Annotated in this window: 11 protein-coding genes; 3 read left to right on the plus strand and 8 right to left on the minus strand. The window is 62.8% G+C overall.

Features of this window, described 5'->3' with window-relative positions:
• Positions 1 to 106 precede the first annotated feature (106 nt).
• The 3 genes from IFO71_RS09530 (at position 107) to IFO71_RS09540 (ending at position 2,418) form a co-directional block, all read left to right on the plus strand.
• Complete coding sequence (locus IFO71_RS09530) at positions 107 to 412, plus strand: endonuclease domain-containing protein (RefSeq protein ID WP_192029403.1); 306 nt, start codon at positions 107 to 109, stop codon at positions 410 to 412.
• A 200-nt stretch (positions 413 to 612) separates the two neighbouring features.
• Positions 613 to 1,812, plus strand: coding sequence for a 2-methylaconitate cis-trans isomerase PrpF (prpF, locus tag IFO71_RS09535; protein WP_192029404.1), 1,200 nt, complete (start codon positions 613 to 615; stop codon positions 1,810 to 1,812).
• 123 nt (positions 1,813 to 1,935) lie between these two features.
• A complete protein-coding gene (locus IFO71_RS09540) occupies positions 1,936 to 2,418 on the plus strand; it encodes a GFA family protein (RefSeq protein ID WP_192029405.1) in 483 nt (160 codons plus the stop codon).
• 48 nt (positions 2,419 to 2,466) lie between these two features.
• Here the strand turns inward: IFO71_RS09540 and IFO71_RS09545 are convergent, their stop codons facing one another.
• From IFO71_RS09545 to msrA, 8 genes are all read right to left on the minus strand, one after another.
• Positions 2,467 to 2,880 carry a thiol-disulfide oxidoreductase DCC family protein gene (locus IFO71_RS09545; RefSeq protein WP_192029406.1) on the minus strand — a complete coding sequence of 138 codons (414 nt, stop codon included), beginning with the start codon at positions 2,878 to 2,880 and terminating at the stop codon, positions 2,467 to 2,469.
• Positions 2,870 to 3,442 (minus strand): DUF4166 domain-containing protein, encoded by a 573-nt coding sequence (locus tag IFO71_RS09550; protein ID WP_192029407.1) that lies wholly within the window; start codon positions 3,440 to 3,442, stop codon positions 2,870 to 2,872. The genes IFO71_RS09545 and IFO71_RS09550 overlap by 11 nt, the downstream gene beginning before the upstream one ends.
• On the minus strand, positions 3,439 to 4,590 hold the full coding sequence (gene fdhD, locus IFO71_RS09555) for a formate dehydrogenase accessory sulfurtransferase FdhD (protein WP_192029408.1): 1,152 nt from the start codon (positions 4,588 to 4,590) through the stop codon (positions 3,439 to 3,441). Before fdhD ends, IFO71_RS09550 begins: the two co-directional genes overlap by 4 nt.
• Positions 4,591 to 4,592: 2 nt before the next feature.
• Entirely contained in the window at positions 4,593 to 6,878 is a 2,286-nt protein-coding gene (locus IFO71_RS09560; RefSeq protein ID WP_192029409.1) for an FdhF/YdeP family oxidoreductase, read from the minus strand.
• Positions 6,879 to 7,185: 307 nt separating this feature from the next.
• Entirely contained in the window at positions 7,186 to 7,980 is a 795-nt protein-coding gene (locus tag IFO71_RS09565) for a type 2 periplasmic-binding domain-containing protein (RefSeq protein WP_192029410.1), read from the minus strand.
• A 3-nt stretch (positions 7,981 to 7,983) separates the two neighbouring features.
• The gene (locus IFO71_RS09570) at positions 7,984 to 8,739 is read right to left on the minus strand and encodes a ParA family protein (RefSeq protein WP_192029411.1); all 756 of its coding nucleotides are present in this window, start codon (positions 8,737 to 8,739) and stop codon (positions 7,984 to 7,986) included.
• Positions 8,740 to 9,046: 307 nt separating this feature from the next.
• Positions 9,047 to 10,408: an NADP-specific glutamate dehydrogenase gene (gdhA, locus tag IFO71_RS09575; RefSeq protein ID WP_192029412.1), complete on the minus strand. Its 1,362-nt coding sequence runs from the start codon at positions 10,406 to 10,408 to the stop codon at positions 9,047 to 9,049.
• A gap of 189 nt (positions 10,409 to 10,597) precedes the next feature.
• Positions 10,598 to 11,236 (minus strand): peptide-methionine (S)-S-oxide reductase MsrA, encoded by a 639-nt coding sequence (gene msrA, locus IFO71_RS09580; protein WP_192029413.1) that lies wholly within the window; start codon positions 11,234 to 11,236, stop codon positions 10,598 to 10,600.
• Positions 11,237 to 11,249 lie beyond the last annotated feature (13 nt).

The raw sequence follows: 11,249 nt of genomic DNA on the forward strand, positions 1-11,249 counted from the left end.
CATCGCGCCTGCATGCGCGATGGCCGGGGTGCGGGTTGGGGTGAGGGGGACGAGAGAGCATGGTCATGAATAGCAAGCAGGATGACTCAGCCAGCGCGCAAGATCGATGCGCCGAACGCCCACCGATGCCGAGTCCGAATTGTGGTTTCTCCTGCGCGATGGCCGCGTCATCGGCCAGAAATTTCGCCGCCAGGTGCCAATGGGGCATTACATTGCGGACTTCGTGTGCCACGAATGCCACCTCATTGTTGAGGTGGATGGCGGGCAGCACAGCGAAGCGCGTGGCTATGATGCAGCACGCGACGCGTGGTTTCGTGAAAGCGGCTACCGGGTGCTGCGCTATTGGAACGATGAAGTCTTGAAAAGCACCGAGCGAGTCCTGGAGGATATTGTTCGGCATCTCGAATCCTGACCAGGACTTCCCCCTCACCCCAACCCCTCTCCCTCCAGGGGAGAGGGGCTTTGAAGAAACATATCGTCCTAACGCCCTGTCTCAAGCAATACCCAGCACCTCGCCACGCTTTGAGCCCCTCTCCCCTGGAGGGAGAGGGGTTGGGGTGAGGGGGAACAGACCAACAATGCAACTAAACACCCTGTTCAAGGTAGCCAATCATGGATTTCACCCCCCAACTCCGCATCCCCGCCACCTACATGCGCGGCGGCACCTCCAAAGGCGTCTTTTTCCGCCTTGATGATCTTCCCGAAGCCGCGCGCGTGCCGGGGCCGGCCCGTGATGCGCTGTTGATGCGCGTCATCGGCTCGCCTGATCCCTACGCCAAGCATACCGACGGCATGGGCGGGGCGACGTCCAGCACCAGCAAGTGCGTGATCATCAGCAAGAGCTCAAAGCCCGATCACGACGTCGACTACCTCTACGGCCAAGTGGCGATTGGCGAACCCTTTGTCGACTGGAGCGGCAACTGCGGCAATCTCAGCACAGCCGTGGGCCCGTTCGCCATCGCCAATGGTTTCATCGATCGCGCGCGTCTGCCGCAGCACGGCAGCTTCGCGGTAAGAATCTGGCAGGCCAATATCGGCAAAACCATTGTTTGTCACGTGCCAATCGCGAACGGCGAAGTGCAGGAAACCGGCGATTTTGAGCTGGATGGCGTGACCTTCCCGGCCGCCGAGATCGTATTGGAGTTCGTCGATCCGGCTGACGATGCCGAAGGCGATGGTGGGGCGATGTTCCCCACCGGCAATCTGGTCGACGATCTCGAAGTGCCGGGCATCGGCACGATCAAGGCAACCATGATCAATGCCGGCATTCCCACCGTGTTCGTCAATGCCAAGGATATCGGCTACAGCGGTAGCGAGCTGCAAGAGGCGATCAATGCTGATGTTCAGGCGCTGGCGATGTTCGAGTCGCTGCGCGCGCATGGCGCGGTGCGTATGGGGCTGATCGCTACGCTAGGCGATGCGCAGAAGCGCCAGCACACGCCGAAGATCGCCTTCGTGGCGCCGGCCGCCGACTATGTCGCTTCCAGTGGCAAGAAGATTGCCGCCGGCGAGATCGATCTGCAGGTCCGTGCCTTGTCGATGGGCAAGCTACATCACGCCATGATGGGCACCGCGGCGGTGGCTATCGGCACCGCTGCCGCCATTCCCGGCACCTTGGTGAACGCCGCAGCCGGCGGTGGCGAGCGGCAGGCGGTACGCTTCGGGCACCCATCCGGCACCTTGCGCGTCGGAGCCGAAGCGGTGAAGGTCGATGATCAATGGACGGTAAAGAAAGCCATCATGAGTCGCAGCGCCCGGGTGTTGATGGAAGGGCATGTTAGGGTGCCGGCGGAACATGGGGCGGTTGGTTAGGTCTACGGCCATATCGCCTATCGGTGCGTCCAAGACGCACCCTATGGCGAACCTCGATAGGGTGCGCTTTGGACGCACCGTTTGGGTCTGAGCACGACTACACGAGTGATACTGGAGAACACCATGTACCCAGCAGAAGGTGGCTGTGACTGCAAGCAAATTCGCTATCGCATGGCCAGCGATCCGTTGATCGTACACTGCTGTCATTGCCGCTGGTGCCAGCGCGAGAGCGGCGCCTCGTTTGCTTTGAATGCGATGATCGAGGCCAATCGGGTGAAACTGCTGGCCGGCGAACCCGAACGAGTCGATACACCAAGCGCCAGCGGCAAGGGGCAGACGATTGCCCGCTGCCCGAAATGCCGGGTGGCCTTGTGGAGTCACTACGCCGGTGGCGGCGCCAGGCTCAGCTTCGTGCGCGTGGGCACGCTGGATAATCCGGATATCGCACCGCCGGATATCCACATCTTCACCTCCAGCAAGCAGCCCTGGGTGGTGATTCCCGAGGGCGCCCGCGCGGTGCCGGAGTATTACGACGCGCGTGAGGTGTGGCGGGAAGAGAGTCTGGCGCGTTTTCGCGCGCTTAAGGCGACCGAACCGAATCCTTAGCATATCGTATAGCTGGCGAGCGCAATACCGGTGGGCCGCTCCCTGGCCTCAATGCAGGAAGCGTTGCGCCGTTTCGGGGGTGGGCAGCAGGCAGGTATCTCGCCGGCCAAACAGACGGTAGCGATTGCGGGCGATCCAGCGATACAACGGGTCGCGCAAGGCAACGGGGATAAGCCTGAACACTGCGCTCAGCCGCCAAACCCCACCGAGAAGATGCAGCACGTGCAGGATGGCATCGCTATCGGTGCGTGCCCGCCCTTCGCTCAGCAACAGGAACGAGTTTGGATCGTCGGGATTGAGACCGTGTTCGGTCAGCAATCGCCGACCGGAGTCGCTTTGCATGCTGGCAAATCGAAACTGCTCAGCGCGGTCAAAGCGCAGCAGGAACTGCACCCAGGCATTGCAGAGGTGGCAAACGCCATCGAAGACAATGATGGCTTGAACACCAGGCTCAGTCGACATGCAACCACCCGTGATAGCGCACAAGTCGACCCAGCACAGGCAGACCGCCGTAAGCGTCGAACAAGTAACGCCCGTCTTCGGACTGCTGCTCACTGCCACCAATATGCCGGGCCCAGCTCAGCGGCAAGGGTAGACTCAGCAAGCGCAAGCCGCTGGGACACCATTCGATACCGCGCTCGGATACCTGCAGCCGAAAGCGCAGGGTAGCCGGGCCCAGTCGTTCAACCAGTTCGGTACCTCGCAAGCGCAGGCGCGAACGCATGGTGTGGCCGGGAAAGTGGCGTATCCAGCATTGCCCCTGCCGATCGGCTTCAATCACCAGCCGGATCGGGCCGTGCACCGTCCGGCTGGGCAATCCGGCCAGCCGCGCTAACAGGCGGATCCATCGCCCAGGCGCTGGTTCGATGCTCACCTCGCCGCAACAGCGCACTGGCAAGCGGGCGCTGTGCAGGCGGGCAACCACCGGCGGCAATTGATCAAAGCGCTGGCCCAGATGACGAACAAAAAGCGTCCTGGCCGGCTCGTCTGTGCATGCATTGTCGATCGCCCGCACCTCGCTCATTGAATCTCCCGCGCCCTCAGCTCTTCGCATCGCTGCGGATGTGCATACAGCGTACAGCGCTGCTCGCGCACAAATGCCCCCAGGGTCAGGCCACTGCGCTGAGCCAGCTCGATGGCCAGGGAGGTGGGCGCCGAAATGGCAAATACCGCCTCGATGCCGGCACGGATCGCCTTGTGGACGATCTCGTACGAGGCACGCGAGGTGACCAGCAAGCAGGCCGGCCGAGCATCAGGCCAGTCACAGCGCTGCAACGAACGACAGGACGCACCGATCACCTTGTCGACCGCATTGTGCCGCCCGATGTCCTCGCGCACGATCAGACACGAGCCCGACCACCAGGCCGCCGCATGCACACCTCCGCAGGCCGCATTCAAGGGTTGCCGCGCCGCCATATGCGAGAACCGCTCAGCGACCTCGCGCAATGACAGACGCAGGCGATTGCCCACTGGGGGACCCTCGCCATCGATCATTCTTAACAACTCGCTACCACAGGCACCACAACCGCTGCGACCGCTGAGCACACGGCGACGCTCGAGCAGCGCGTCAAATCGTGTTTGCGGGATGTGCGCGTGCACGGCATAGCCCTGCCCGGTCTGATCATCCGACCTGACTTCGACCAGACGATACTCGGCCGGTGACTGCACGATGCCTTCGCTGAGGGCAAATCCCAGCGCGAAGTCCTCAAGATCCGTCGGGCTGGCCAGCATCACCGCATGCGGCTGATCGTTGTACAGCAGGGCCACCGGGACTTCATGGGCGACCGCATCCTGCACCGCATCGACCATGCCGTCGCGCTGGCACAGCGCCGGCAGGACCAGGCTGCCATCCGGCGCACACTCGCTGCCGATCTCGGCCGCTGAGGGCTGTATACCGAACAGCTGGCGACCGCCCGCACTGAGTCGATAGCGATTTTGATCACGATTCCGCTGATCACGCCAGGGCACGGCTTCGATCAGTCCCAGGCCACCCTGTTCGGGCGTCGGCTGCAGCACGCTGAGACAGCGCTGTAGCTCACTGGCGCTCCAGCCCAATTGCTTGCAGATTCGCGCCTGGCTGGCACCCTCGGCCTGCTGCCCCAACCAACTCAAAAGTTCAGTAATGCGCTGATCGAAGTCAGCTTCCAGTGGCGATTGCGGATCGCTGGACATGATCAAGCCGAGCGCGCGTGCAACGAGACCGGGATCGACTTCGAAGCCGGAGTGCCGGCACGTTCAGCCACACTGTCGAGCGGCACCAGCGGATTGGTTTCCGGGAAATAGCTGGCCAGGCAACCGCGCGGCAGATCGTAGTCTACCAACAGGAAATCACGCACCCAGCGCTCACCGTCATGCCAATGCGAAGCGATATCGATCCGCTGACCGGCCCCAAAACCCAGCGCCTGGCGATCATCGGGGTGGATGAAACAGACTCGTCGCTCACCATTGACGCCGCGGTAGCGGTCATCCAGTCCGTACACGGTAGTGTTGTACTGATCATGCGACCGCACCGTCATCAGTGTGAAGCGGCCCAGCCGCTCGCCCCCGCCTTGCACGCCCTGCACGTCGAGCAAGTCATGAACATACAGTTTCGCCTTGCCGCTGGCGGTGGGGAAACGACGTTGTCGGCAGGGGTGATCAAGATGAAATCCACCGGGCCGGTGCACGCGCAGATTGAAGTTCTCGAAGCCGGGCACGACTTTGCTGATTCGATCGCGAATGCGGTCATAATCGGCCAGCAGTTCTGACCAAGGCACTCGGCTGTTCGGCAGCAGCGCCTGCGCCAGTCCGACGACAATGGCCGGCTCGGACTTCAGCTGCTCCGAGGCAGGTCGGTTCATCCCCGCCGAGAGATGCACCATGCTCATCGAATCCTCGACGGTCACCGCCTGCGGCCCCTGGGCCTGCAGGTCGATTTCGGTACGCCCCAGACAGGGCAGGATCAGCGCCTGCTCACCGTGCACCAAGTGCGAGCGATTGAGCTTGGTGCTGACCTGCACGGTCAACCGGCAGCGTCGCAGGGCGGCGTGACAGCGTTGGCTATCGGGGGTGGCGGCGGCGAAATTGCCGCCCATGGCGAACAGAATCTGGGCCTTGCCTTGCAGCAAGGCATCAATGGCGCCAACCACATCGAAGCCGTGTTCACGTGGTGGCGCAAAGCCGAACTCGGCGTTCAGGGCATCGAGAAAGGCCGCGCTCGGCTTCTCGTAGATGCCCATGGTGCGATCGCCCTGCACATTGCTGTGCCCGCGCACCGGACATGCCCCGGCGCCCGGCTTGCCGAACTGGCCACGCAGCAAGAGCAGATTGATCAGACTCTGGATGGTGGCAACACTGCGCCGATGCTGGGTAATGCCCATGCCCCAACAGAGGATACTGGCCTGACTCCCGGCAAGGATGCGAGCAGCCGTTTCGATATCACTGCGCGGCAAACCGGCTTGCTGCTCGATTGCCTGCCAATTCAGCGCAGCCAGAGAGTCAGAGAGTGCCTCGAAACCCTCTGTATGCGCGGCGATGAATTCGCGATCAAGCGCACCCTGCTCAACCAGCCATTTGGCCATACCCAGCGCCACCGCCAGATCGCCACCGATGCGTGGCTGAAAGTAGTGACTGGCGATCGGTGTGCTGCCACCGCTCAACATCTCCACTGCACTTTGCGGATCGGCGAAGCGCTCAAGTCCGCGTTCGCGCAGCGGGTTGAACACCACGACCCGACAGCCGCGCTTGGCCGCCGCACGCAGCTCACCCAGCATGCGCGGGTGATTGGTACCGGGGTTCTGACCAAACACGAAGATCGCTTCGGCGTGGGCGAAATCATCCAGCACCACACTGCCCTTGCCGGAGCCGATCTGCTCGGTCATGGCGACGCCCGAAGGCTCGTGACACATGTTCGAACAGTCGGGCAGATTGTTGGTGCCAAACTCGCGCACCATCAATTGATACAGAAAGGCGGCCTCGTTCGAGGTGCGCCCGGAGGTGTAGAACAGGGCCTGATTCGGCGAGTCGAGTCGGCGCAACTCGGCGGCGATCAAAGCAAACGCATCTTCCCAGTCGATCGGCTGATAGCGGTCGCTGGCCGGCTCGTAAACCATCGGCTCGGTCAGTCGACCCTGCGCCTCCAGCCAGAGATCATCGCGTTCCAGTAGCGATGAAACGGCATGTTCTGCAAAGAAGCGACGGTCGATACGCTTGGCAGTCGCCTCGGCAGCCACTGCCTTGACGCCGTTCTCACAGAACTCAAAGGTCGAATGCGGGTTCTTGTCCGGCCAGGCGCAGCCGGGGCAATCAAAGCCGGTGGGCTGATTGGCCCGCAGCAGGGTCTTGCTGCCCAAGGCCGTGATGTGCTCATCGCGCAGCGCCTGCCAGGAGCGCCTCAAGGCATCCCAGCCGCCGGCCGGCCCGGTATAAGGCTCCACCCGCGGCGTGGGTAATTGGGGTCGTGGCGGACGGGAATGAGGCATATCGCTTCCTGCGCTGGAACATGGCCGCCCCTGGTGCGGAACCGGCCACCGCCATTGTAGCGGGCCTGTACTTGCGTCAACGGCAGCACGCGCAGGTCTTGACCGACCGAATAGGCACGTGATTAGGTCTGGTTTAAACGCAGCGCAAGCATTCGGAGATGGGTGTTCAAGTGCGTTTCTGCGGGTTGAAACGTGTTGATCCGCCGCTTTGTTGGTCTGACGGTTTCCAATCCGCCGCCGAACCCCACCAATCTGTCTGCGTTGCTCGACGCAGGCGCCGAACGCAGGCGCCGATCGTTGGCAACGCTCAGGGCGAAGCGTTGAGGTCGCTGGTCGACATGCCCAGAAAGTGGGCGAAGGCGCGTCGGAACTCTGCCGACTCGCGCCACCGCGCGATATCCGTCCAGATGCGTTGCGCCCGTTCCGAATCTCGCTCCACGAACGGTGATGAGAAAGCCAGAAAGTAGTCGCGTTGCATCAAGGCCGGCCCGCCGGGTTCCAGCTTCTCGGCCCAGGCCGGCTGCGCCATCAAGTCACGCCAGTGTGGTTGGCTGACGGCGATGCCATCAAGCCGACCATAGTTCAGCTTGGCCAGCAGGGCATCGGCGTCGCTGGTGCCATCGTCCACTGCTACTCCGAGGGTTCGCAGATAATCGGCAATGGCATGGCCGCGCTGCACGCCAATCGGTCGCTCAACGGCCATGAAGCTGCGGCCGTTCCATCGTGCGACGGCGTCTTTGGGGCGCAGAAACAGATAGCCGAGTCGATACATGCGCAGACGATGATCCGGCAGTCCCTGCTCATCGAGTGGAAAGCGCAAGCCCTCACCGCGCTCGGCCGTGTGGCTGGCCGCCAGCGCAGCATCCATTTCGCCCGCCGCCACCATCGCCAGACAGCGTAACCAGGGAAGGGAATGCTGCTCGAAACTGAGCGCGGGGTTGTCGGCCTGCAGCAGATTGATCAGCAGAAAGGCCGGCTCACGATCAGCCAGGCCGCTGAGTTGCTGGTTATGACAGAGACGAATCGGCGCAGCCCACAAGACCGGCGCCAACAGCAGCCCGGACAGCCACAGCAGGATGCGGCCCGACACGCCGAACGGCACGCCCTATTCGTCCTGCTTGCGGCCGTAATAGTCGGCCAGCAACCCGTCGCAGATCTCTTTCCATTCGTAGGACGCAGCGGGGCTGTTGCCGCCATGCCACACCGGCCGCCGTTCGGCCAAGGCATCCGCCACCGCGATACGACGGTGCAGATAGGGCTTGCGCAGATTCACCATGCTGGCCAGCTTCTTGGTGATCGCGGCATGCGAGTTAGCCTGCTTGATCACCATGTTAAGTACGAAATCGGCCGGCTTCAGATCCGGATTGAGGTGTTCTTGAATGGCAGTGGCTTCACCCAACACCGAGGCCACGCCCTCGACAGCGTAGAGCTCGGGAATCAAGGGCACCACCACTCGGTTGGACGCCGCCAGCGCAGCAGTCAGACGCAGGCCCAGGGCCGGCGCGCAGTCCACCACCACCACGTCATACTGCTTGGCCAACTCGCGAATCCAGCTGCGCGCCTGCAGGCCGGAGGAAAGGTTGAGCCGATCGGTGGCGTTGAGCGCCACCGATGCCGGCAGCAAGTCGATGTTCTGCAGGCCGGTAGCCATCGGCTTCGGGCAGTGTTCGCCGGTGAACAGCTGATCGGCAGAGGGCCGCCCCACGGCATTGCCGCGTGACACCAGGCTGGAGGTCAGATTGCCCTGCGCATCGAGATCAATCGCCAGCACCTTGCCACTCTCGGCAGCGCGGAAGACCAGATGGACGGCCAAGGCCGTCTTGCCCACACCACCCTTGTGGTTGGCCACGGTGACGATCATCCGGCAGGTCCTCGATTGGGTCTAGACCGATTGTGCCGCAAAAGGCGTGAGCGCGGCGATGTCCCTGGGCCCGCTGGGAGCGAGGCGTCACCAGCCGATGCAGCGCATCGGGCTTACCCCCTCCCGACCTCCCCCTGCGGCGCTACTCGCCGCAAGGGGAGGAGCACGAGCAGCCAAGCCGTCGACTCATGAAAGGCTGTTCAAGAAAACCGTACTGCCGACACGCTTTGCTGCAGAGCCGCCCCACTCGTCCCCCTGCGGCGTTGCGCGCCGCAAGGGGAGGAGCAGAGCAACCGACGGTTCCTGGCTAGACCACGCCCTGAGCAATCATGGCGTCGGCCACCTTGACGAAGCCGGCAATATTGGCGCCTTTCACATAGTCGACATAGCGGCTGCCCTCGCCTTCGCTGCCGTACTTGACGCAGCGATCGTGGATGCCCTGCATGATGTCGCGCAGCAGGCGCTGCAGTTCATCCTCCTTCCAGGTGATACGCGCCGAGTTCTGGCTCATCTCGAGGCCGGAAACGCCGACGCCGCCGGCATTGGCCGCCTTGCCGGGCGCGAACAGAATCTTGGCCGCCTGGAACTGATGCACCGCTTGCAACGTGCAGGGCATGTTGGCACCTTCCGACACCGCGATGGCACCGTTCTTCAGCATCACCATGGCATCTTCGCCTGATACTTCGTTCTGGGTGGCGCACGGCACCGCCAGTTGGCCCGGCACCCGCCACGGAGTGGCGCCATCGCCATGGAACTCGGCACCAAACTTTTCAGCGTACTCCGCAATCCGCCCGCGACGCTTGTTCTTCAGCTCCTTGACGAAGGCCAGCTTTTCCTCGTCGATGCCGTTCTTGTCGTAGATGAAGCCGTCGCTATCGCTCATGGTGACCGGCTTGGCTCCCAGGTGCAGCAGCTTTTCCACCGCGTGCTGGGCGACATTGCCGGACCCGGACACGATCGCCACCATGCCTTCCGGCGACTTATCCACATGCTTCAGCATGTCCTGCAGGAAATACACAGCACCGTAGCCGGTGGCTTCGACGCGAATCGGGCTACCGCCGTACTCCATGCCCTTGCCCGTCAGCACCCCGACGTAACGATTGGTGATGCGCTTGTACTGGCCGAACATGTAACCGATTTCGCGGCCGCCAACGCCGATATCGCCAGCCGGCACGTCGGTGTCCTCACCGACATGGCGGTACAGTTCGGTCATGAAGCCCTGGCAGAAGCGCATGATTTCGGCGTCGGACTTGCCCTTGGGATTGAAGTTTGAGCCGCCTTTGCCGCCGCCCATCGGCAATCCCGTGAGCGCGTTCTTGAAGGTCTGTTCGAAGGCCAGGAACTTGAGGATGCCCTGGTTCACCGAGGGATGGAAACGAATGCCGCCCTTGTAAGGCCCGATCGCATTGTTGTTCTGCACCCGATAACCGCGATTGACCCGCACATTGCCTTCGTCGTCCTGCCAGCAGACGCGAAAGCTGACCACTCGATCGGGCTCGGCCATGCGCTCGAGAATCTGGTGGTCGTGATACTTCGGATGCGCCTTGATGTAGCCAAGCACACTCTCGGCGACTTCCTTCACCGCTTGAATGAATTCGGGCTGGCCTGGGTTGCGCTTGTCCAACCCGTCGATGAATTCGGCCAGACTCGGAACGTGATCGCGTGTCATGGGTCCCCTCCCCGGTGGATAGGCGGCCGCGGGGCCGCCGCGAACTTCCGAGCCTACTCCCTCTTGGCGAACATCGAAACCGCGACGAACCCGATTCGAACCCTGGCTCGGCGCAAGCCTGCGCCTCGGCACCTTGGTTCGCCGGCTCGATGAACTTCGCCGGCTCGATGAACAGCGAATCTCGATGGCTCACATGGGGCAGCTGACGCCGGTGCCGCCCAGACCACAGTAGCCGCCAGGATTCTTGGCCAGGTACTGCTGGTGATAGTCCTCGGCGAAATAGAAGGTCGGTGCGGGATGCACGATCTCGGTAGTGATCGCCGGCAGTCCGCGCGTGCTCAGCGCCTGCTGGTAAAGATCGCGACTGCGCTGCACCACCTCGAGCTGTGCAGGCTCAGCGCAATACACGGCCGATCGATACTGGCTGCCACGATCATTGCCCTGGCGCATGCCCTGAGTCGGGTCGTGACTCTCCCAGAACACCCGCAGCAAGGCCTCCAGGTCCACCGCCTGCGGCTGGTAGACCACCCGAACAACCTCGGTGTGCCCGGTGAGGCCGGAACAGACTTCCTCATAGGTCGGATTCTCAGTGAAACCGCCGGCATAGCCGACCGAGGTGGTCCAGACCCCATCGAGGCCCCAGAACTTGCGCTCCGCACCCCAGAAGCAGCCCATTCCGAACACCACCACACGACAATCCACTGGCACCGGCTCGATGGCCCGGCCATTGACCACGTGACGCTCGGAGACCCGCAGGGCCACCGCGCGCCCCGGCAGCGCCTGCGCCTCACTCACCATGCGTTGTTTGAATGCACCAATTCCCAGCATCGGCTGCGCCCTC

The sequence above is a fragment of the Pseudomarimonas arenosa genome (genome assembly GCF_014841215.1).
GTDB classification, from domain to species: Bacteria; Pseudomonadota; Gammaproteobacteria; order Xanthomonadales; family Xanthomonadaceae; genus Pseudomarimonas; species Pseudomarimonas arenosa.

Bases quoted from the DNA above. Each gene is read 5' to 3' on its own strand.
- IFO71_RS09530 (WP_192029403.1), top strand. From the start codon at position 107: ATGCGCCGAACGCCCACCGATGCCGAGTCCGAATTGTGGTTTCTCCTG.
- prpF (WP_192029404.1), top strand. From the start codon at position 613: ATGGATTTCACCCCCCAACTCCGCATCCCCGCCACCTACATGCGCGGC.
- IFO71_RS09540 (WP_192029405.1), top strand. From the start codon at position 1,936: ATGTACCCAGCAGAAGGTGGCTGTGACTGCAAGCAAATTCGCTATCGC.
- IFO71_RS09545 (WP_192029406.1), bottom strand. From the start codon at position 2,880: ATGTCGACTGAGCCTGGTGTTCAAGCCATCATTGTCTTCGATGGCGTT.
- IFO71_RS09550 (WP_192029407.1), bottom strand. From the start codon at position 3,442: ATGAGCGAGGTGCGGGCGATCGACAATGCATGCACAGACGAGCCGGCC.
- fdhD (WP_192029408.1), bottom strand. From the start codon at position 4,590: ATGTCCAGCGATCCGCAATCGCCACTGGAAGCTGACTTCGATCAGCGC.
- IFO71_RS09560 (WP_192029409.1), bottom strand. From the start codon at position 6,878: ATGCCTCATTCCCGTCCGCCACGACCCCAATTACCCACGCCGCGGGTG.
- IFO71_RS09570 (WP_192029411.1), bottom strand. From the start codon at position 8,739: ATGATCGTCACCGTGGCCAACCACAAGGGTGGTGTGGGCAAGACGGCC.
- gdhA (WP_192029412.1), bottom strand. From the start codon at position 10,408: ATGACACGCGATCACGTTCCGAGTCTGGCCGAATTCATCGACGGGTTG.
- msrA (WP_192029413.1), bottom strand. From the start codon at position 11,236: ATGCTGGGAATTGGTGCATTCAAACAACGCATGGTGAGTGAGGCGCAG.